We start from the raw sequence: 21,826 nt of genomic DNA, 5'->3' as shown, positions 1-21,826 counted from the left end.
ACGGGTGAGCCAGTAGAAGGAAGCAAATAAAAATGCCCCTTTAGGGGCAAGCTGGTGAAAAAGGTGCGGTTGGCAGACCTTTCGACGAGCCTATAGGCTCGGCCAGCATAACGCCCTAAGGGGGCAGCGCAAGCCACCGGCACGGCCGGTGGTCATGACTGATTAAAATGCTTCATTAAAGAATGACTCTAACTTATCAAAAGGAATAATATTCATTTGATCCTACAAGTCTGTGTGCGATGCACCAGGAATTATCATCAGTTCTTTGTTATCTCCCTTAAGAAGTTCATATGCATCCTGGCTGTACATCAAGGAATGTGCTTCTTCTCCGTGGACAAGTAAAACAGCACTTCTTATTTCAGGAGCATACTCAAATAGGCGCATATTCATAAGAGCACCGCTGGCAGTAGCTGCCCATCCATTGTTAGAGTTGAGAGAGCGTGGATCATATCCGCGTTCAGTTTTATAATAAGCAACATTATCTTTGAGATGTTGAGGTGCATCTTCAGGAGCAGTTTCCGGAAGTCCTCCGCCCAATGTATATTTTCCGTTTCTGTAATCTTCCGTTCTTTGGTTGTTATAATTAACACATGCTTCATATCTTCCTTCTTCATTTACCGAATCGAAATAACCACGTGCTGTATTTCTGCTCATATCTTACATCGTCTCCAAACGGATCGCAAACCGCAATTGCCGGAAGCTTGCCGGTATATTCTTTCGGCTCATAAAGATCTGCGGCTAAAGTCGTGCCAAAATGATTTACAAATGTTACTTTTCTATGGTTTACTTCATCACTTAGCGGAAAGACCTTATCCCATTCCTCTGTAAGAACAAGCGGCTCTAAAATAATATCTGTATCTCCGGTGGGTGTATTATCAGCAGCTGTGCTTGTAATGTCAACTCTTCCAGCTTCACCGTCTCACGCAACACTGTTACCGTTTGCTTCAAAAATTGCTCTTGCCGGCAAATATGTTGTTCCGTCATAAACAAATTCGTCAACATCATTTCCGTTTACATCTTTCATTTCAAGCTCTTTACCGTTCATAAATACTGATACTCCTCCCGTTACATCAATTGTTTTCTGAACTCCAAAAGCCGCCGCAGCAATTGAGCCTGCTATGACTGACAGCACAGCTATTGATGCGATTATTCTTTTTTTCATTTTGATCCGTCCTTGCATCAAATTAATTAGTGATAAATTAAGTATTAAGTAATATAATTAAAATTTAATGCATATATACACATCCTTTCTGCTTTTTTATTATTTGCGTGTTGTTATGTTCTTTCTGCATATAACATACAACTTCAAGAATATCTAATACTTATAAATTATGCTATACTATGTTTTTAAGCATAGTAATTATTATGCGTTTTACCTATAGAAATATATTCATTATAGGTATTTGATATTGTATTATTTTTTTAATATTTTAATATAATAAAGGAAAATAAGTTAAAATTGTTTTATGAAAGGTAAGTTAATTATGATGATGTTTATAAAAGGAATAATGATGGGTTTAGTTTTCGGTGTGCCAATAGGTGCTGTCGGAGCTTTGACAATAAGGCGTACTATTACATATGGAGCAAGAGCAGGATTTATTTCCGGCATTGGATGCAGTGCGGCTGATTTGTGCTACAGCAGTATAAGTATTTTTGGAGTTACACTGATTTCAGATTTTATATTGCAATATCAAAATTTTATTTCACTGATAGGCGGAGCTTTTGTTGTTATAATGGGTATATCTTTTATGATAAAAAAACAGATTGTTGCACATGAAACTTCCGCAGGTGTAAAATTACTCTCTTTTTTTACATCATCATTTATGATCGCAATAACCAATCCTTCAACAATTTTAACTTTTATGATGGCATTCACTATATTTAATGTCAGACAAATTAGTTCAGCCGGAGAAGGTATGGCAATAACTTTTGGGATACTTACAGGTACCTGCATTTGGTGGACTACAATCTCCATTATAATAGGGCGTTTACGCAGACGGTTTACAGATACAAAATTGCTTGCAGTGAATTACATACTCGGAATTCTTGTATTATTGTTCGGATTGGCTATTCTTATAAAATCCTTCTATTTATTTTAGGCATATAAATATATAAAATATAGGTATTGGACATTTAATATAACCAGTGGTATAATTGAAATATAAAAAGAGAGGAATGAATGTATTATGAAAAAACTATCCATATTTTTTCTTGTTTTTGCACTGACTGTATTGTCTTCAACGGGATGCAGTGCACAGAATATACAAGAGGATACAGAAGATATTAAAATTATTTTGACAATCAACAAACCGACCATGATTGTAAACGATGAAGAAAGAAGTATTGATAATGAGGGCACGGTTCCGATTATCGTCAATGACAGGACACTTCTCCCCGTAAGAGCTGTAGTTGAGGCTATAGGCGGAAGCGTAGACTGGGACGAAGATTCACGTACCGTTACTCTTACAAAAAATGAAGAAACAATAAAACTTACAATTGACTCTGAAATCGCCCTTTTAAACAGTGAGGAAAAAAATCTTGATACTGCTCCAACCATTATCAATAACAGAACAATGCTGCCTATTAGGTTTATTGCGGAAAATTTTGGTTTTAATGTAGAATGGGATGAACAAACACAAGAAATAACTATTTTACAAGCCGAAGCAAACAAACCAAATGCACCCGAGTTGGAACAGTCATCAACGTCACCTGATATGTCTGTATCCGAAGAAAATTTGACGGAGGAAGATAATATGGAAAATACACTTCTTATTACAATCGGAGATAAAACGCTGACAGCAACCTTAGCGGATACCGTTGGTAGTGCGGCACTGAAGGATCTGCTTTCTGAAGAGCCAATTACGATTGATATGCGTGATTACGGCGGGTTTGAAAAGGTTGGATCTCTTGGACAAAATCTGCCTACCGACGATACACAGACGACAACGCAGGCCGGCGATATCGTACTTTATCAAGGCAATCAGATTGTCATTTTCTACGGCTCAAATTCCTGGAGTTATACCCGCCTTGGAAAAATGAATAACCTCACACAAGCGGAATTAAAAGAAATTCTCGGTAACGGATCAGTTACAATAACTCTTTCCCTTGATTAAAATAATGATAACAAAAAGGAAGTGGATAATATATGAAAAATATACTGATTATTTCAACAAGTTTGCGTAAAGGAAGCAATTCCGAAACACTGGCAATGTCGTTTGCAGAAGGTGCCAAAACAAATAGAAATAACGTTGAAACAGTATCGCTGAGAGACAAGACAATAAATTTTTGCAGAGGCTGTCTTTCTTGCCAGAAAACACAAAAGTGTGTGATAAATGACGATGCCAATGAAATTTCAAATAAAATGCTTAATGCCGATATCATAGTATTTGCCACGCCTATTTACTATTACGAAATGAGCGGACAGATGAAGGCACTGCTTGACAGAGCAAACCCACTTTACACAACGGACTACAAGTTTCGTGATGTTTATCTTTTGTCATCTGCGGCGGAAACAGAAGATACTGCTATGGACAGAGCAATCACCGGGCTTGAAGGCTGGATTGCCTGTTTTGAAAAGGCGAAACTCAAAGGAGTACTTCTTGCTAAAGGTGTTACAAATATAGGTGATATAGAAAATAACGAAATACTGAAAAAAGCATACGAAATGGGAACAAACATTTCTTGATTTAGAGATGAGAGGAAGATAAATCATGGAAAAAATAGTGCAAAAATTTTTAACAGGCGAACGTGCTTTGTTTATGTCTCATGACTTGGAAATTCAAAACACTATATTTGCTGACGGTGAATCACCTTTAAAGGAGAGTAAAAATATCAAGCTGTACGGCAGTATGTTTAAATAGAAATATCCTATCTGGTACAGTAACAACATATATATGAAAGATTGTGTCTTGTTTGATATGGCACGTGCAGGAATCTGGTACACAAATGATATAACGGTTGAGGATACACAAATTGAAGCTCCGAAACTTTTCAGACGCTCAAGTAATATTCATTTAAAAAACATTACATTTTCAAACGCACTTGAAACATTGTGGAATTGCAGTAATGTTTCTCTTGATAATATAACTGCTAAAGGCGACTATTTTGCAATGAACAGCACAGATATGAAAATCAGTAATTTTCAGCTGTTTGGTAACTACTCCTTTGACGGAGCAAAAAATGTTACAATTCATAACGCAAAGCTCATTTCAAAAGATGCGTTTTGGAACAGCGAAAACATAACCGTTTATGATTCGTTTATTTCAGGAGAATATCTCGGATGGAATGCGAAAAACCTCACACTAATCAACTGCACAATAGAAAGTCTGCAAGGAATGTGTTATATTGATAATCTTGTAATGAAAAATTGTAAGCTTATAAATACAACGCTTGCTTTTGAATATTCTACCGTAGATGCCGATATTTCATCTAAGGTTGACAGTGTAATCAACCCATCAGGCGGTATCATAAAAGCCAAAAAAATCGATGAATTAATTATTGAAAAAGATAAGGTCGATGCCGATAAAACAAAAATTATTGTAAAAGATAATCACAACCACTCTTGTGGCAATACTATACATAGAAAAGAATTTAAGTCTGTAATATAAATTTTATTGGGAGATGTAAAAATGCAGTTAAATGAATATTTGAATTATTTAAACAGCGGTAAATATGTTGAAGCCGGTTCAGAAATACATCAATATATGACAAAGCTTAGCTTTGAAGCAATGAAGATCACATCTGAAATAAACAATGTTTATCATGAACCGGAAGAGATACGCAGGTTATTTTCTGAACTGATAGGTAAACCTGTTGATAAGGGCTTTGGCTTATTCCCTCCATTTACAACAGATTGCGGAAAAAATATAACGGTTGGTGAAAATGTTTTTATTAATTCCGGATGCCGTTTTCAGGATCAAGGCGGAATTACTATAGGTAACGGATGTGTAATCGGGCATAATATAGTAATTGCAACGCTTAACCACGACTTAAATCCAGAGAAACGCCAAAGTCTTATTCCGAAACCCGTAAAAATAGGCTGTAATGTTTGGATAGGTTCAAACTCCACCATTCTACCAGGTGTTACGATAGGTGATAATGCTGTTATAGGAGCAGGTTCTGTTGTAACAAAAGATATACCGGACAATATGATAGCAGTGGGCAATCCCGCACGTGTTATCAAGTCAATTTATGAAAACAGGTCGGTGAGTAACAATGAATTATAATTTTGACGATATAACAGACAGTAGAAACACAAATTCATTAAAATGGGATGTAAAGGACACCGAACTTCCCATGTGGGTGGCAGATATGGATTTTCAGACCGCACCGGAAATAAAAAAAGCTATTGTAGACCGTGCTGAACATGGAATTTTCGGTTACAATACCATTCCTGATGAGTGGTATAACGCATACATCAATTGGTGGGAAAACAGACATGCCTTCACAATTGAAAAAGATTGGCTCATATTTTGCACGGGAGTCGTTCCGGCAATTTCAAGTGTCGTACGAAAACTCACAACTCCTGCCGAAAATGTACTTATATTAACACCTGTTTATAATATATTTTTTAATTCTATTATAAATAACGGCAGAAATGTTCTTGCGTGTCCACTCAGATATAGAAATGGAGTATATGATATTGACTTTGCGGACTTAGAAAAAAAGCTATCTCACCCGCAAACAACAATGATGATACTCTGTAACCCTCATAATCCTGTGGGAAAAATCTGGTCTGAAGAAATACTTAAAAAAATCGGAGAATTGTGCTTAAAACATCATGTGATTGTTGTAAGTGACGAAATACACTGCGATTTAACCGAAACAGAAAAATCGTATATACCATTTGCGTCAGTATCCGAAGAATGCAAAATGAACAGCATAACCTGTGTTTCGCCCACTAAAGCGTTTAATCTTGCCGGATTACAAACCGCTGCTGTTATTATTCCAAATGAATATCTCAGACACAAAGTAAACCGCGGTTTAAACACTGACGAGGTTGCAGAACCTAACAGTTTTGCAATTACAGCAACCATTGCCGCATATAACAACGGAGCAAAATGGCTTGATGAACTTCGAAAATATGTTGACGAAAACCGACTTATTGTATCTGAATTTCTACAAAAAGAGCTGCCTCAGATAAAGTATGTTAAATCTGAAGCAACATACCTAATATGGCTTGACTGTGGCAAAATAGACACCCATTCATGTGCTATGTCACAATTTATAAGAAATGAAACAGGACTTTATATATCTGATGGACAGCAATATGGATGCGGAGGAGAACAGTTTTTAAGATTAAACATCGCTTGTCCGAAGATTTTACTTAAAGACGGTCTGAACAGATTAAAAAAAGGTATTTTAAAATATGAAAAATGGCTGTCTAATATGTGTTAAAAAAATTTTTAAAAATACTTACTGAGTTTTTCACTGTAATAAAACAGAATTCAACAAGCCTTTTTCAGCGAATATCTTTTGTAACCCATTGTGAGAAATACTAAAACTTACATTGATAACTTCCATGCTTGGGCATGTTATTTTCAAAAAAATATCCGATTGAGCTTATGCTCTGTCGGATATTTTTTTGTATAGAGAAAAAAGAAGATATTGTCTGAATAATCAAACAATATCTTCAACACGCTGTTCAATACTCCCATCTTCTAAAATCGAGTATTGAATAAATGGCGGAGAAGGAGGGATTTGAACCCTCGCGCCGCTTTCACGACCTACACCCTTAGCAGGGGCGCCTCTTCGGCCAACTTGAGTACTTCTCCGAATTCACTTTTTTTCAATTATAACACAACCTATCACAAAAGGAAAAGATGGCGGAGAGGCAGAGATTCGAACTCTGGGTGCTTTCGCATCACTAGTTTTCAAGACTAGCTCCTTAAACCACTCGGACACCTCTCCAAGTGCAATTTGATCCTCTTAGGTGCGACTTAAAAAGTATAGCACATTTTTCATATCATGTCAAGGTTTTTTTTAAGATTTTTTATCTTTCCGCTCCATTTCCTCGCCCTTTTCCGTTGCCGCTACCTTGTCCTTGACCTTGCCCGTGTCCCTGATCCTGTTGCCGCCCTTTTCCTTGATTTTGTCCCTGGCCTTCTCCTTGATTCTTCCCTTGATTTTGTCCTTGACCTTGATGTTCTCCACTGCCCAAAACGCTTTCTCCGGTATACTCCGCAATTTTTTCCCGCAATTCACGCATGGTCATATTTTGACACTCCTCCACAGTCACGGTGGGATCATAAGAAACCAGTTCCTGATATGCCCGATATTTTCCTGCGGGCATCCCGATTTCCTGCGCTGCTTCCCAAATCTCAGAATCTACTCCGGTACACTGGCCGCTATTTCTCTGATATCCCTGACATCCTTGGATTCCCGCGACTAGCTCCTCCTCCTTATCAGAAAGCACAGTTACGCTTAAAGCGCTTTCTCCGCTCTCAGACATGAATTCCGGGGTTTGCAGCAATGTTTCTATTGCTTCAGTATAGTTTTTCCCTGTCAGGTTCAGCGTATTTAATAATTGAATATCTTCCTCGCTGTACCCTTCGGCAGCTACGACTGTATCCATACGGCTTAATGATAAAGAAACAGAGCCATCCGCATCCAGTCCAATATAAGATACCGGAATCCAGAACAAAAACCGCGCGCCAAAACCACCGCTTAGCATCAACACCATCACTAGTACTGCAGCGGCATACCGCATCCGCATTTTAAACAGTTTCTGCCTGGCCGATATTTTTTGATGCAGAAATTCCGCTGTTTTTTCTTTTAAGGCCGCATCGGCTGTTACCGGCGCAAAAGCTTCTTGTATTTTATTCATATTCTGCACCTCCCAGCTTCTCTTTCAGCAGTTTTCTTGCTCGCGCAAGCAAGGTATAAATCGTATTTTCTTTCTTTTTTAAAATCTCAGCAATTTCTCCTGCTGTATAACCTTCATAATAAAACAGGTACACGACATCTTTATATTTTTTCGGCAGAGCAAGCACCGCTTCCAATACATCAGAATGTTCCGGTGCTGCTTCCTCCGCCGTTTCCGCAATACTTTCGATAGAAGTTGTATGATTTCGGTAAAATCCTTTCAATAAATCTTTACAGGCATTGACCGTAACTCGTATCAACCAGGCTTTCTCATGTGCCTCATTTTCAAACGAACCCGAATAGAGGATATATTTCAAAAACACGGTCTGAAAAATATCCTCTGTATCCTGCCTGTCTTTTAAATGAAGAAAGCAGATACGCCGAACCATATCGGCGTATCGCTCTATTGCCAGATTTGCTTCATACTCACTTCTCATAATCGCCTCATTAACTGTTTCTGCAAACGCCACGGCCACAGCCGCTTCCATTTCCTATACCACGGCCACTTCCGCCGCCTCTTCTTCCATTCTGCATACCGGTGCCATCCATAGGCCTGATGCCATCATTTGGACAATTTTCATAATTAATGCAATTTTCGTCCTGACAGGCGCCATAACCGCCCCACGGACAAACAACACTTGTTGTATTATCTTCCGCATAAACTTTTCCAGCACCCATAAATCCTGTTGCAGCACCAACAAATACGACCGCTGCCGCTGCCATAGCAAAAATACGTTTTTTCATTTTACATTCCTCCATTTGCATTTTTAATAAGTTTTTTGCTTTTCACTTATAATACGATGCAAAATAAGAAATCCTTTCAAAATTTTAAAAAATTTTTATATTTTTTTATTTTCCACGGTTTGTGATGCAAGCCGTTTTGCTTCCTCTTCCTTTTTAAATTGGAAAAGAACATGCAGTGACATGGGAACCGCAATGGCAAGCGATCCTAAATCGGCCACGGACTGACTGATTTCTAAGCCGCGCAGTCCCATCACAGCGGATAAAATCCATACCGCCGGAATAAAAAACAATCCTTGCCTGGAAAGCGAAAGTAAGGTGGCACGAAACGCTTTTCCCATCGTTTGAAACATCATATTACTCATGGTGGTCCAGGCAAAGGTTGGAAAGGTGACGCACTGGAACCGAAGAACGACTGCACCGATTTCTATTACCTGGGGATCATCCCGAAACATTCGAATAATATTGGGTGCAAAAATATATCCAATCACTGCAATGATAACCAATATCCCGGTGGAGCTTTTCACACAGAACCAAAAAGCTTTCCGTACCCTGCCGTACAGTTGGGCGCCATAATTAAATCCGCACACTGGCTGGAAACCCTGTCCAAACCCAATTAACGCCGACCCAGCAAAGTTTGTCACACGCATTACAATGGACATTGCCGCAATCGCCGCATCACCATATACGCCTGCCGCACGGTTCAAAATAATCGTTGCCACACTGGCAATTCCCTGCCGTGCAAGCGACGGCACCCCACCCCGAATGATTTCTTTATACCGTTTCCAGCTGGGCTTAAAATTCTTAAGATAAATCGGAATATTGCCTCCTCGGCGGCACATCAAAAACAAAATCACAAAGCTGACCACCTGACTCAGCATGGTAGCAACCGCGGCACCTTTGATTCCCATTTGGAACACAAAAATAAACAGGGGATCCAGTGCAATATTCAAAATTCCGCCGCTGCACATACCAATCATACCTGCCGTAGGACTGCCCTGAAACCGCAGCTGGTTGTTCATGACAAGAGAACCCATCATGAACGGCGCACCCCACAAAATAAATCCGGCATAATCCATCGCATACGGCGCAATGGTTTCCGTTGCCCCCAGTTCAATCACCAACGGCTTTAAAAACAGTAATCCCAACACTGTAATCACGCAGCCTGCCAGCACGGCTGAAAAAAAGCCGGTCGCCGCCATTACCTCCGCGTCTTCTGTATCGTGCATACCTAATTTTCTGGATATGTAATTTCCTGAACCATGACCAAAGGTAAATCCTAATGCCTGGATAATTGCCATGAGGGAAAAAACTACCCCGACCGCTGCGGTAGCGCTGGTACCAATCTGACTGACAAAGTAGGTATCTGCCATATTATAAAACGATGTAATCAGCATACTGAGGATACACGGCGCCGCAAGGCCGCCTATCAATTTCGGAATGGGTGTCTTGGTCATCTTATCAAATTTTTCTTTTTGTTGTACTTCTTTATCTTCCATACATTTCTCTCCTTTCCTCAGCTTATGCTCCTGTATCAAATTAAAAACCGCTGTCCTTTTCGGCCAGCGGTTTTTCTGCTCTTGACTGATATTTATTTGGCCTTACTTTCAATCTCTGCCAGAATCTCTGCCAAAAATTCATCAAGCTGCATGACGCCCTTGTCCCCATCTTTTCTCGAACGCACTGCTACCGTATGATCCGTTTGCTCTTTTTCACCAACCACCAGCATATAAGGCACTTTCTCAAGCTGTGCTTCCCGAATCTTGTAGCCGATTTTCTCATTTCTGCTATCCAGTTCAGTCCGTATTCCCTTTTCCATCAAGGCGCTTTCTATCTTTTTGGCATAATCAAAATAATGCTCTGAAATGGGAAGAATCTTAACCTGTGTCGGAGCCAGCCAAGTGGGCAGTGCGCCTGCGTATTTCTCCAGCAACAGTGCAAGCGTCCGCTCATAACAACCGATAGAAGTTCTGTGAATAACATACGGATATTTCTTCTGGCCGTCAGTATCAATATATTCCATGCCAAAACGTTCTGCAAGCTGGAAATCAATCTGAACAGTAATCAAAGTATCTTCTTTGCCAAATACGTTCCGAATCTGAATATCTAGTTTGGGGCCGTAGAATGCTGCTTCGCCATCAGCCTCGGTATAATCAATACCCATATGGTCAAGTATGCTTCTCATACGGTCTTGTACCTGCTCCCATTCTTCCGCAGTACCAATATATTTTTCTTTATTGTTCTCATCCCATTTGGAAAACCGGTAGGTGACATCTTCATCCAGTCCCACCGTTTTTAACATGAAATTAGCAAGATCCACACAACCGCGGAATTCCTCTTCCAACTGATCCGGACGACAAGCCAGATGGCCTTCTGAAATCGTAAACTGCCGAACACGAATTAAGCCGTGCATCTCCCCAGAATCTTCATTTCTAAACAAAGTTGATGTTTCATTGTACCGCAAGGGCAAATCCCGGTAGCTGCGCATCTCGGCAAGATATGCCTGGAACTGGAACGGACAAGTCATCGGCCTTAAAGCAAATACTTCCTTGTCCTTTTCTTCATCCCCAAGAATAAACATACCTTCACGGTAGTGATCCCAGTGGCCTGAAATTTTATAAAGATCACTTTTGGCCATAAACGGCGTTTTGGTCAGCAAATAACCACGTTTTTGTTCCTCATCCTCTACGAACCGCTGAAGGATCTGAAGAACACGCGCACCTTTCGGAAGCATAATGGGCAGCCCCTGTCCAATATAATCCACTGTCTTAAAATATCCCAGTTCCCGGCCAAGCTTATTATGATCCCGTTTTTTTGCCTCTTCCAGCTGTTCAAGGTAAGCATCAAGCTCAGATTTTTTGGGAAAAGCCGTTCCGTAAATCCGGGTCAGCATCTTATTTTTCTCATTGCCGCGCCAATATGCTCCTGCCGTATACTGTAATTTCACTGCTTTCAACTTTCCGGTAGACATCAAATGCGGTCCTGCGCACAAATCCGTAAAATCCCCCTGCCGGTAAAAAGAAATTTCCGCATCCTCCGGTAAATCCGCAATCAGCTCTGCCTTATAACTCTCTCCGGCTTCTTCTACCGCCGCCATTGCCTGTTCCCTGGGCAGGGTAAACCGCTCAATGGGAATATCTTCCTTGATGATTTTTTTCATTTCGGTTTCTATTTTTTCAAGATCCGCCGCACTGACAGGCGTTTCAAAGTCAAAATCATAATAAAATCCATTTTCAATAGCCGGACCGATAGCAAGCCGGGTTTTCGGATAAAGGCGCTTTACAGCCTGCGCCAAAACATGAGACGCTGTATGCCGATATGCTTCCTTTCCGCCTTCATCTTCCCAGGTCAGGAAGTTTACTGTACAGTCTTGCTCCGGGGTAGTACGCAGATCCTGCACCTTTCCATCTACCTCTGCCGCCAGACAAACTCTTGCCAGCCCTTCACTGATACTTTTTGCCATGGCAAGCAGCGTGGTTCCGTTTTCAAACTCCTTGCTGCTGCCGTCCTTTAGCGTTACTTTAATCATCTTAAAGACCTATCCTTTCTGCAGATTACTCTGCCTGTTTTTCTATACAAATGCTTGTCCCATCCTCACTACAGTCCAATAAAAACGGCCGCCAAAATGGCAATCACGATTCCTAAAGTCGCGCCTGCCAACACCTCTAGCGGAGTGTGCCCCAAAAGCTCTTTTAAGCGTATTTGCTTTTCCAATGGATCACTCTCTTCCCAGGCGTCAATAATCATATTAATCATTTTTGCCTGCTGTCCGGCCGCCCGTCGGATACCAGAGGCATCATACATGACAACCAAAGCAAAGGCACAGCACACCACAAACAAGGGACTGTCAAAACCCACTTTAATTCCAATACAGGTCGCTAGACAGGTGACAATGGTAGAATGAGACGATGGCATACCGCCCGGTCCCATAAACCTGGTCATATCCAGTTTTTTGTCCTTGACCCAAACCAGAAAACCCTTGAGGATACAGGAAAAAATCCATGCAAATAGCACAACAAAAAAAATTCTATTACTTAAAATCTGATCCATATACTTCATTACACAGCCCTCAATATTCACGGTTTAATAAATATTCGGCAAAAGAGAGTAGGAATGCCGTATCTTCCATACCGGAAAGAGCAGCCTTTGCTTCCTCTGTCAGACGCTGAAGTTCTTTTTCTGCCGCTTCCTGTCCCATTAGAGTAACAAAGGTGTTTTTGTGACTTTTTGCGTCACTCCCCACCGGTTTGCCAATCACATCTTCTTTTCCGATTACATCCAGTATATCATCTTTTATCTGAAATGCCAACCCCAATTTTGCAGAAAATTGAAGGATTTTCTGATACTTTTTATCCGTTTCGTCCAAAATTCCCGCACATAGACACCCGCACAGAGCCGAAACCCGGATCAAAGCGCCGGTTTTTTTAGCATGCAGTTCCTGAAGCAAAGGAAGCGTTACATCCGTCCGGTTTTCACAGCTAAGATCGATCACCTGGCCGCCGATCATGCCATAAGCGCCAGAAGCGCCGGAAACAGCTCGAATGACTGCCAGCACCGCATCGGCTCTCATTCGTTCATAAGGTCGCTTATCCGACAACAGTTCAAATGCCCGATTCAGCAGCCCATCACCGGCCAAAAGTGCAATATTTTCTGGAAAAACCTTATGACAGGTGGGCCTGCCTCTGCGCAGGTCATCATCATCCATGCAGGGAAGGTCATCGTGAATCAAGGAATAGCTGTGGATACATTCCACGGCACAGCCAACACGCAACGCGTCTGCCCTACTTCCGCCAAGCATATCGCTTACCGCCATAGTCAACACCGGACGGATCCGTTTGCCCCCGCCCAACACTCCATAGCGCATCGCCTCAAATACCTGTTTCTGCGCAAGATCCGGAACTGAAAACTCCTTCTCCAGGGCATCATTGATTGCATCAAGATATAACTTATATTGTGAAAGAAACTCCATATTCATTCACCCGTCCCGACAAAAGGCTCTTCTTGCAGTTCACCGTTTTCGCGGTTCTTCATTAAAATTGTAATTTTTTGCTCTGCCTCATTCAGCGCATCTGTACAAGACTTGGTTAAATGAATACCCTTTTCAAAAAGGGTAAGCATTTCGTCCAGGCTTACATCACTGCTCTCCAACGCCTTTACCACACCTTCAAGCTCTTTTAAATTGGTTTCAAAGCTTTGTTTCTTATCCATTCTTCCACCTCATTCTACGCCGCTGAGGGCCGTAGTTTCTTCTGTTTTTTCAGTTACAGCCAAAATCCGTCCATCTTCTACCAGAATGGAAATTTTCTCCCCAGGCGCAGTCTGTTTCACCGAGCGGATCACATGTCCATTCCCATCTTCCGTCACGGAAAAACCACGGTGCAGAGCTCCAAGAGGGCTCAGCCCGTCCAGCCGGGATACCGCCAGAGAAGCCGCCTGTTGTTTGCCTCGGAACAAGTCTGTACACGCTCCGGTCAAATCCTGATATAACCTGTCAAGATAAATCCGCTGTTCATTCAATTTCAGTCTCGGATCGGTCAATACCGGGCGTTCTGCCTGGCTTTTGAGCATGAGTTTTGCCCGTTCCAAAATCCGGTTTGCCTGACTGTAAAGACGGGAATACACGTTATTAAATTTATCCATCAGTTCATTCTGGGACGGAACCACCAATTCCGCCGCCGCAGACGGTGTCGGCGCACGCAAATCCGCCGCAAAATCCGAAATGGTAAAGTCGATTTCATGCCCCACTGCCGATACAATAGGAATATGGCTGTCATAAATTGCCCGGGCAACAATCTCTTCGTTAAAGGACCACAGATCCTCAATCGAACCTCCGCCGCGGCCGACAATTAATACATCTGCACCATCAGTGCGGTTAAAATACCGAATGGCTTCCACAATACTAGCCGCGGAATTTTCCCCCTGCACCAGCACTGGATACAAAACCACATCCGAATAGGAAAACCGCCGGGAAAGTACATTGATAATATCCCGGATTGCCGCGCCGGTAGGTGCAGTGATAACGCCAACTTTTTTAGGATACTTAGGCAAAGGCTTTTTGTGCGCTGGGTCAAACAATCCTTCTGCGTTTAGCTTATTTTTCAGTTTTTCAAAGGCAACATACAGGTCTCCAATTCCCTCCTGCTGCATATCGTCAATATAAAGCTGGTACTGCCCGTCCCGTTCATATACTGTAATCCGGCCATGCGCCACCACCTTCATACCGTTCTGGGGTTTAAAGCGCAGCTTTGCCGCACTGCTTCGAAACATAACGGCACGCATCACACCGCTCTCATCCTTTAAAGACATATACATATGTCCCGATGAATGCGCTTTGAAATTTGACAGTTCGCCTTTGACCAAAATATCGGTCAGAACCGTATCCCGGTTCATTACTTCCTTAATATATTGGTTAACCTGGGTAACTGAAAGCGCCTGCTTCTCAATCATATGCTCTCTCCGTTCGTTTATACATACCGAAACAGAGCGGTGCCTTACGCGTCCGCCCTGTTTCTATCTATGCTATTTACAAATTTCCTTCATATTTCCCAAAATGCCGTTGATAAACGGCGCCGCCTTCTCTCCGTCGTACTCCTTGGCAAGCGCAACCGCTTCATTCACAGAAACATTCGGTGGGATATCCGGCATATATTTCATTTCATATACCGCAAGGCGCATTACTGCCATACAAACCACTGATATCCGCTGTACATCCCAATCCCTGGCATAACTGCCGATCAAAGCATCAATTTCTTCCACATGCTCCACAGCGCCTTCTACCACGGTACGAATATATTCCGTCTGGTTTCCCGCATCATGCTCGCTAAAAAAGTCTTTCAGAATCCTTCCTATCTCATCCGGCTGGAACCGGTATTCAAACAGCAGGATAAAGGCGTATTCTCTCGCTTTTCTTCTGTTCATCATACCTGGGAACTACTCCTTTGTTTCTTCCTGCGCTTCTTCTTCCTTTTCCGATTCTGTCTCCGGCTCAGTATCCTCCACAGCAAGCGTTTCCTCAGGTTCTTCCTTATCCAGCTTTGGTACATTCACACCGTCTACAGAAATATTTACTGCAGTAACATTCAGCCCGGTCATAGATTCCACTTCACTTTTTACCTTTTCCTGAAGCTCCCATGCCACATCCGGAATCTTAGCACCGTATTCCACGATTACCGAAAGATCCAGGGTTACATTTTTATTGTCAACCACAAGCTTGACTCCTCTTGACAAATTCTTTTTCCCAAGAAGATCTGCAAACCCAGTACTTCCCATACTGGCTACACCCTTAACCTCTGCCGCCGCCAGTGAGGCGATGATAGATACCACCTCATCCGCAATATTTACATTCCCATTTTCTTCGATTTCAGGATTGATCGTATTTTCCATAAGAATACCTCCTCATTGCTTTTCAGACGTAAAAAATCCGCCTTTCTTCCCATGATTCTTTATTATAACACAACCAATCGTAGATTACAATGTTTTTTACAAATCTTTTTCTACAATTATTCAGCGCTGACTTTGATGTTTTTTACCGCAGCTCCTGTTTGTTCCACAACGATATCCTTTACTTGAGCCACCTTGGCGCCGTTGACCTCACCACCAGACACTACCACAGATACACCATTTTCATCCACCCGGGCAAAGCAATCTGAAAATCCTTTGGTCTTTACCAGTGTTTCAATGGCTTTTTCCTTTTCCGTATATTCATCTGCTGCCTTTAGTTTTTCCTCTGCATCAGTTTTGGCCTCTGCGGAAGCGTCCTTATTCTGCATGGTCTCCTTCCACTGTCCCGCCATCTCACTGCGGGCGCTGTCCCGTTCTTGCTTCAGTTTGGCAATATTGCTGCTCTGCCCTTCCGCGCCTTCCTGGGGCTTGGCACTGGCTTCACTTGCCTGATTTTCGCTGTTTTCTCCCTGATTTGCATTCGCAGGCAAAGCATCGCCAGTAACTGGTACACTGTTAAATTTATCACTCTCTACCGTCCAACGGTAATATCCTGCTGTAATTACCAATGCCACCAGCCCCAAAAGCAGAATTTGTTTCCCTTTAAATTGAAATTTTCGATTCTGACTCAATGTTGATTCCTCCTCAATAAATTGAATTTTACATTAGCGGCTTACATGAATTCGATGCGCCGGCAAGTCAAACAACGCCTTGACCGCTTCATAAATTTCATAGCGCACCGTCTCATTTCCGGCGCCTTCCGCCACCACCAACACGCCCGACGGCGCAGGCAATTTTTCTTCTACCACATAAGGGCTCTGTGCGGAGCTCTGCCCGCTCAGCACAACGTTTTCTTCTGTTTCCTGACTGCTTGATCCCTCGCTTTCCGAAACAGTTTCCCGCTCCGAGCTATTTTTCCTGTCTGTTGCCAGAATTTTTTCACCTCCGCTGTCTATGCTGATAAAAACCGAAACCTCTCCGGCTCCGTTAATTTTTTTCAAAGTTTGGCACAGCCGCTGTTCCAGCTGCGCGGTATAGTCTTCTGCCGCTATGGATTCTGTTTGCAACGATTCCTCCTGTTCTGGAGTCTCTTTTTTCTTTCGACCTGTAAATCCGCTCACTGCAAGAAAAACCACAGCGGCAATCAAGATCCAGATCATAACCGGATTAGGCCTTTTACGCTCTCCATCTGTATCACTGCGGCTAAACAGTGTTTTCAGTTCGTTTCCCTTCATTCCTCCTGCTCCTTTACATACCTGACCGTCGCCCGCTTCCGTTCTATCCCGTATTCTTCCGCTAAAATATCTTTGATCTGTTCTGTCACATCAGCGGTAGCTTGGGCATCTAAAATCACCAAAACTTCATTGATATTCCCAAAGCGCGCCGGATCGGTTTCCTCCGCTTCACAGCGCACCTCTGGATTGATCCCATCAATTTTATTCATTAGGGACAGTCGTAGCTTTTCTGCCAGTTTTTGCTGATACGCCCGCATAACATCCGCTTTCTGTTTCTCCTCCATCTCTGAGCGCTGACGGTAAGCATCAGCAGATGCACCACTTGGAAAATGATCGGGAATTTCCATTCGCAAAAGTTTCGGCACTGGAGATACCAACGCTAGGATTAACAGCATGCCCACCGCAAGCCGCACATACTTTTGAAAATTACCTTCTGGCAAGATGACCTCACACATAGAACCAAAAACAACTATACCCGCCAGGGTGACCGCCCATTCCTTCAGCAGCTCCAGCATTCTGTCACCTCCCCAGCATCACAGCCGTATTTCCAGCGTTAATCACAATGGTCAGGACAATCACAAACATAACGGTAGCTGCTGCCAGCATTGAAAACAGTACTGACAGGGAATTGGCAAGCTCAGAGAGGCACTGCACCACACGGGGCTCCGAAACCGGTTCGGCCACTGCTGCAGTCAGCCGAAAAATAATTAGTACAGCCGCAATTTTCAAAAGCGGCCCCGCGGCAATTACAACAAGACAAATCACACCCAGTACGCCTACAGAATTTTTGATCAGCACGCTGCAGTTCATGACTGTTTCCACTGACTCAGACAAAATACCGCCCACAACCGGTATTAGATTAGAAGTTGCAAATCTGGTCAGCTTCACCGTTAGCCCGTCCGCGCCAGCAGAGGCAATGCTTTGAATTCCTGCCGCCCCCACAAACACCGTAAGCATGATGCTCAGCCCCCATTTAATGCATTGGTTCATAAACTTAACCATTTTCTGTATTTTAAACCGCTCCGAAATTCCCCCTACCATATTCATGGCAGCGCAAATCATGACAAGCGGGATAAAAAGGGTCTGAATGACCAGCACCGCAATTTCGGTAATCGAAACCAAAACCGGCTCAAACACTGAAGCGGATACCACCGCGCCGCTGGTCAAAAGAGTTGTAATCACCACCGGAACCACTATTTTCATAAAGGCGGCAATATTTCCCACCGACCGGCTGACACAGCCTGCCACATCAAAAAAAGCAGCGGAAGCCACTCCGGCAATCACCATATAGCACACATAAAACGCCGCCTGGTTCACACCGGCACGGCCAAATCCATCAGTCAGACCGCCAAGATAAGAGCATAATATTGACAGCGCCAGCACTGTCATCATTAGCTTCATACTGCTGTAAACCTCTCCCAGCAAATATCGAATCAGAACCTGAAACAGGGCCGGGAAAGAAAGCTCAAGCTTTCCTGAAACCAATTGTTCGAGCAAGCTTCGGATATCAAAATCCGGCATAATTTCCCACAAAGAACTACTGTCCTCTATCTGCCCAATCCCGTTTTCAAATATATCCGCGTAAAAGTCAGTATACGCATCTAAAATTTCCTGTGTCATCTCTTCCTCATCCCGTGAAGTGTCAGCTTCCTGTGCGGATACTCCCGGCATAAGCCACAGGCAAAGTAATAATATCCATAGTATCTTTCGCATTTTCTGCACCGTTTCTTATGAAAAATCTATCATTGCGCCTACCAGCCCCAAAATTTGATATATAATCGGCATGGATAGGGTAAGAATCATCAGCTTTCCAGCAAGTTCAATTTTTCCAGCCATAGAGCTCTCCCCGGCATCCCGGCAGATTTCAGCCGAAAATTGACAGATATAAGCAATACCAATAATTTTAATTACCAATCTTAGAAATTGGTTTTCAATGCCAGCCTGGGCCGCAATATCCTCAAACATGGCAAGAGCCGCCCGCAGTCCGGGAGCAAGCAGTAAAAAAATAACCGCTGTCCCCAGTATAGGCAGGGCAAGGGCCAGTTCCGGCCGGTGCTGCCGGATCAGCACCGAGAGAAAAACCGTTATGATTCCAATTCCAATGACTTGAATCACATCCATGGCTACAGCCCAAAAACACTTTTAATAGTATCAAACAGACTGCTGATTTCCTGAATTACCACCAGCAGTACCACCACCAATCCGGCGATGGTGGTCATCATGGCCTGATCATCACGGCCCGCGCGCACCAAAAGCATATTGAGAACCGCCACCACAATTCCGATAGCCGCTACCTTGAAAATCAAATCCACTCCACTCATAGCCTCATCCTTCCGTATGCTTACATCAGTAAAATAACAATGAAAATTCCAGCCAAAAAACCAAGACCCCGGTACATTTTTCCATCCCGCGCCCACTCCGCACGGGCGGAATCCTCCGCCACCTTCAGCCGTGCTGAGGTCATACGAATGTTATCCAGAATATCCGTTTTATCCCCCCGTCCAAGATGCGCCGCGAAATTTTTTAAAGCCTCCAGTTCCTGCGGTTTTAAACACAGCGCCGATTCCTGCCGGCGCACCGCCTCCTCCCACGCCTCTCCGGGACGAATCCCCGGACGAAGAGTTAAAAGCTCTGCCGTCTGCAAAAACAAACGCCGAACCGCCCCGCTTTGTGCTGAAGCCGATCTGCGCAAAGCCTCTGCCAGCGGCAAAGATAAAAAGCCAGTGCAAAATGCCAGCTGGCTGAGGGCAGATCCCAGCGCTTCGATTTGCTGTACCCGGCGATAAAGCCGCCCAGCAAAAAACACACCAACGTATCCGCAGCCCAGCACTATTACAATCCCTGCAAGCCACCGCATTATAAATCCACCGCTTTGGTATAGGTTACGGAATCTAAAGTCGAAAAATCCCGGCGCAGCAGGATTGCTTTTTCAAAAACTTTGTCAGCAAACAGCGGCTTTAGAATATTCCGGTTCCGTACCTCATCAATATCAGAGCCATGGGTAGTTGCTACCACTGCTACGCCTGTGCCGTGTGCCAAAGCAATAGCCTGTGCGTCTTTTTGACAGGAAATTTCATCGCTGATAATTACTTTGGGCGACATGGTCCGAAGCAACATTAAAATTGCCTCTGCCTTAGGCGCGTTATCAATAATATCGGTCTGCGCGCCCAAATCATTCTGGGGTACCCCCCGATACATGGCGCCCAGCTCCCCCCGGTCATCTGCCACACCGGTTTTAAACCCCCGGTTGGAAATTTGCCGGGTGACATCCCGAAGCAGTGTTGTTTTTCCAGTCTGAGGCGGAGAAATAATAATGGTATTGTAGACCCTGCTTCCCTGCACAATGGAATCCATAATACCATCTGCAATTCCAATTACCTCATGGGCAATCCGAAAATTCAGCGAACTGACCTCCCGAAACGTTTTGATTTTTCCTTCTTCCGCGGCGGCTTTTCCACAAATCCCCACACGATGACCCCCTTTAAGGGTAAGAAATCCTTGACGGATCTCATCCAGCCGAGCATAGACTGAATTTTCACAAATCGCTGCGAAGGCGCTTTGCACCGCTTCCTGTGTAACCCGATACGCGTCATTTTCATGATTGGTTATCCCTCCTGATGGTGTTAAAAAACAGCTTTCTCCCCAAACCCCAAGCGTCAGCGGCGCATTGGCCCTGAGCCGTATTTCCTCCACATCCAGCCAATCTCCCAGAGCGGCCTTTTCTACACGCTCCCGCACCTCCTGCGGAAGATACGGCAGCACTTCGCTTATCCGCGTCCGTTCCATATGCATCACCTCATTTGTTATTCCTCCCGGCCCAAATCCAAGATCCCTGCCGGCTCTTTGTAGGATTGTATGAGGTTTTGTCCGGTTTTAGAACCCAACCCTGAAAATTACATAAATTTTTATTTCAAAAAAGGATAATTTACCTTTATTTCCCTGGTAAAAATAGTTAATGTATACATTAATCGAGTTAATGTATGCAGAAACCCGGAAAATGTATACATTAATTCACAAAGTAAAGAAAAGAAAAGTAAAGTAAAGGAAAGTAAAGTAAAGAAAAGGATAGTAGAAGAAAGAAGGCAAAAATTTGAATCCGCTTCCTCCGCACTGTTATGACAAGCTATATCCATAATTTTATAATAAAATAACCCACATAAAAACATCCACGCAAACGGTATCTAAAGAATTTACAAATACCGAAAGGACAAGCTTTTTACTGTTATTTCAATAGTAACTACTTTTTTTCTTGACATTTAGGATACACTGTTTTATACTACAATCAAAAGGGGAATTTTGTAAAAAGGGAGCGAAAAAAATGGGATTATGTATGGGGTGCATGAAAGAAAAAGGAGAAGCACAGGTCTGTCCGTACTGCGGCCTTGACGAGACGGAGCTTGCCCAAAGCGCAGGGGCATTCCTGCCGCCGGGCACCCTTCTGCACGACCGATATACAGTCGGTATTGCCTTAGGGCAGGGCGGTTTCGGCATTACCTATATCGGCTTTGACAACGTTTTAAATACCCGCGTCGCCATCAAAGAGTACT

At 43.1% G+C, this 21,826-nt stretch carries 24 protein-coding genes, 2 tRNA genes and 4 pseudogenes; 7 read left to right on the top strand and 23 right to left on the bottom strand.

Translation table 11 applies throughout. The features are described 5' to 3' along the window. Nucleotides 1–225: 225 nt before the first annotated feature. A pseudogene (locus tag INF28_RS11905) lies at nt 226–895 on the bottom strand (alpha/beta hydrolase); the annotation flags it as partial. Nucleotides 896–919: 24 nt separating this feature from the next. Then, nucleotides 920–1,162: a hypothetical protein gene (locus INF28_RS11900; protein ID WP_226393674.1), complete on the bottom strand. Its 243-nt coding sequence runs from the start codon at nt 1,160–1,162 to the stop codon at nt 920–922. Nucleotides 1,163–1,466: 304 nt separating this feature from the next. On the opposite strand from INF28_RS11900, the gene INF28_RS11895 reads away from it, so the two are divergent. The 6 genes and pseudogenes from INF28_RS11895 (at nt 1,467) to INF28_RS11870 (ending at nt 6,396) form a co-directional block, all read left to right on the top strand. Continuing rightward, nucleotides 1,467–2,099, top strand: a complete 633-nt coding sequence (locus tag INF28_RS11895) for a LysE family translocator (protein ID WP_226393673.1) — start codon at nt 1,467–1,469, stop codon at nt 2,097–2,099. Nucleotides 2,100–2,186: 87 nt separating this feature from the next. Further along, nucleotides 2,187–3,113 (top strand): cyclophilin-like fold protein, encoded by a 927-nt coding sequence (locus INF28_RS11890; protein ID WP_226393672.1) that lies wholly within the window; start codon nt 2,187–2,189, stop codon nt 3,111–3,113. A 32-nt stretch (nt 3,114–3,145) separates the two neighbouring features. After that, on the top strand, nt 3,146–3,685 hold the full coding sequence (locus tag INF28_RS11885; protein ID WP_226393671.1) for a flavodoxin family protein: 540 nt from the start codon (nt 3,146–3,148) through the stop codon (nt 3,683–3,685). 25 nt (nt 3,686–3,710) lie between these two features. Further along, nucleotides 3,711–4,607 (top strand): annotated as a pseudogene (locus INF28_RS11880) (DUF3737 family protein). A gap of 21 nt (nt 4,608–4,628) precedes the next feature. Beyond that, the gene (locus tag INF28_RS11875) at nt 4,629–5,225 is read left to right on the top strand and encodes a sugar O-acetyltransferase (protein WP_226393670.1); all 597 of its coding nucleotides are present in this window, start codon (nt 4,629–4,631) and stop codon (nt 5,223–5,225) included. Then, nucleotides 5,215–6,396: a MalY/PatB family protein gene (locus tag INF28_RS11870; RefSeq protein ID WP_226393669.1), complete on the top strand. Its 1,182-nt coding sequence runs from the start codon at nt 5,215–5,217 to the stop codon at nt 6,394–6,396. Before INF28_RS11875 ends, INF28_RS11870 begins: the two co-directional genes overlap by 11 nt. Before the next feature lie 285 nt (nt 6,397–6,681). Here the strand turns inward: INF28_RS11870 and INF28_RS11865 are convergent. The 21 genes and pseudogenes from INF28_RS11865 to spoIIIAA form a co-directional block, all read right to left on the bottom strand. Then, nucleotides 6,682–6,773, bottom strand: a tRNA-Ser gene (locus INF28_RS11865). Between the two features lie 49 nt (nt 6,774–6,822). Further along, a tRNA-Ser gene (locus INF28_RS11860) sits at nt 6,823–6,909 on the bottom strand. Between the two features lie 82 nt (nt 6,910–6,991). After that, complete coding sequence (locus INF28_RS11855) at nt 6,992–7,825, bottom strand: anti-sigma-I factor RsgI family protein (protein ID WP_226393668.1); 834 nt, start codon at nt 7,823–7,825, stop codon at nt 6,992–6,994. After that, complete coding sequence (locus INF28_RS11850) at nt 7,818–8,300, bottom strand: RNA polymerase sigma factor (RefSeq protein ID WP_226393676.1); 483 nt, start codon at nt 8,298–8,300, stop codon at nt 7,818–7,820. Before INF28_RS11850 ends, INF28_RS11855 begins: the two co-directional genes overlap by 8 nt. A 10-nt stretch (nt 8,301–8,310) precedes the next feature. Further along, nucleotides 8,311–8,607, bottom strand: a complete 297-nt coding sequence (locus INF28_RS11845; protein WP_226393667.1) for a hypothetical protein — start codon at nt 8,605–8,607, stop codon at nt 8,311–8,313. A 95-nt stretch (nt 8,608–8,702) separates the two neighbouring features. After that, a complete protein-coding gene (locus INF28_RS11840) occupies nt 8,703–10,103 on the bottom strand; it encodes an MATE family efflux transporter (RefSeq protein WP_226393666.1) in 1,401 nt (466 codons plus the stop codon). A gap of 92 nt (nt 10,104–10,195) precedes the next feature. Then, the gene (thrS, locus tag INF28_RS11835; protein ID WP_226393665.1) at nt 10,196–12,133 is read right to left on the bottom strand and encodes a threonine--tRNA ligase; all 1,938 of its coding nucleotides are present in this window, start codon (nt 12,131–12,133) and stop codon (nt 10,196–10,198) included. A 68-nt stretch (nt 12,134–12,201) separates the two neighbouring features. Continuing rightward, nucleotides 12,202–12,654, bottom strand: coding sequence for a divergent PAP2 family protein (locus tag INF28_RS11830; protein WP_226393675.1), 453 nt, complete (start codon nt 12,652–12,654; stop codon nt 12,202–12,204). Between the two features lie 19 nt (nt 12,655–12,673). Then, the gene (locus tag INF28_RS11825) at nt 12,674–13,573 is read right to left on the bottom strand and encodes a polyprenyl synthetase family protein (protein WP_226393664.1); all 900 of its coding nucleotides are present in this window, start codon (nt 13,571–13,573) and stop codon (nt 12,674–12,676) included. A 2-nt stretch (nt 13,574–13,575) separates the two neighbouring features. Continuing rightward, nucleotides 13,576–13,812, bottom strand: a complete 237-nt coding sequence (locus tag INF28_RS11820; RefSeq protein WP_226393663.1) for an exodeoxyribonuclease VII small subunit — start codon at nt 13,810–13,812, stop codon at nt 13,576–13,578. 9 nt (nt 13,813–13,821) lie between these two features. Next, nucleotides 13,822–15,051 carry an exodeoxyribonuclease VII large subunit gene (xseA, locus tag INF28_RS11815; protein WP_226393662.1) on the bottom strand — a complete coding sequence of 410 codons (1,230 nt, stop codon included), beginning with the start codon at nt 15,049–15,051 and terminating at the stop codon, nt 13,822–13,824. A 72-nt stretch (nt 15,052–15,123) separates the two neighbouring features. Continuing rightward, entirely contained in the window at nt 15,124–15,525 is a 402-nt protein-coding gene (gene nusB, locus INF28_RS11810; RefSeq protein WP_226393661.1) for a transcription antitermination factor NusB, read from the bottom strand. Nucleotides 15,526–15,624: 99 nt separating this feature from the next. Beyond that, nucleotides 15,625–15,987: pseudogene (locus tag INF28_RS11805) on the bottom strand (Asp23/Gls24 family envelope stress response protein); the annotation flags it as partial. Nucleotides 15,988–16,103: 116 nt separating this feature from the next. Next, nucleotides 16,104–16,676: a SpoIIIAH-like family protein gene (locus INF28_RS11800; RefSeq protein ID WP_226393660.1), complete on the bottom strand. Its 573-nt coding sequence runs from the start codon at nt 16,674–16,676 to the stop codon at nt 16,104–16,106. A 33-nt stretch (nt 16,677–16,709) separates the two neighbouring features. Then, complete coding sequence (locus INF28_RS11795) at nt 16,710–17,279, bottom strand: hypothetical protein (protein WP_226393659.1); 570 nt, start codon at nt 17,277–17,279, stop codon at nt 16,710–16,712. Beyond that, complete coding sequence (spoIIIAF, locus tag INF28_RS11790; protein ID WP_226393658.1) at nt 17,276–17,794, bottom strand: stage III sporulation protein AF; 519 nt, start codon at nt 17,792–17,794, stop codon at nt 17,276–17,278. The genes INF28_RS11795 and spoIIIAF overlap by 4 nt, the downstream gene beginning before the upstream one ends. 4 nt (nt 17,795–17,798) lie before the next feature. Further along, nucleotides 17,799–18,992, bottom strand: a complete 1,194-nt coding sequence (spoIIIAE, locus tag INF28_RS11785) for a stage III sporulation protein AE (protein WP_226393657.1) — start codon at nt 18,990–18,992, stop codon at nt 17,799–17,801. Between the two features lie 15 nt (nt 18,993–19,007). Further along, complete coding sequence (gene spoIIIAD / locus INF28_RS11780; protein ID WP_226393656.1) at nt 19,008–19,400, bottom strand: stage III sporulation protein AD; 393 nt, start codon at nt 19,398–19,400, stop codon at nt 19,008–19,010. A gap of 2 nt (nt 19,401–19,402) precedes the next feature. Then, nucleotides 19,403–19,600, bottom strand: coding sequence for a stage III sporulation protein AC (spoIIIAC, locus tag INF28_RS11775; protein WP_226393655.1), 198 nt, complete (start codon nt 19,598–19,600; stop codon nt 19,403–19,405). A 20-nt stretch (nt 19,601–19,620) separates the two neighbouring features. Continuing rightward, the gene (locus INF28_RS11770) at nt 19,621–20,136 is read right to left on the bottom strand and encodes a stage III sporulation protein AB (RefSeq protein ID WP_226393654.1); all 516 of its coding nucleotides are present in this window, start codon (nt 20,134–20,136) and stop codon (nt 19,621–19,623) included. Further along, nucleotides 20,136–21,065, bottom strand: a complete 930-nt coding sequence (spoIIIAA, locus tag INF28_RS11765; RefSeq protein ID WP_226393653.1) for a stage III sporulation protein AA — start codon at nt 21,063–21,065, stop codon at nt 20,136–20,138. The genes INF28_RS11770 and spoIIIAA overlap by 1 nt, the downstream gene beginning before the upstream one ends. A gap of 532 nt (nt 21,066–21,597) precedes the next feature. On the opposite strand from spoIIIAA, the pseudogene INF28_RS11760 reads away from it, so the two are divergent. Further along, nucleotides 21,598–21,826 (top strand): annotated as a pseudogene (locus tag INF28_RS11760) (protein kinase domain-containing protein); the annotation flags it as partial.

The organism is Ructibacterium gallinarum (assembly GCF_014982785.1).
Lineage (GTDB): Bacteria > Bacillota > Clostridia > Monoglobales > Monoglobaceae > Ructibacterium > Ructibacterium gallinarum.
This window is presented reverse-complemented; position numbering and strand designations above follow the sequence as displayed.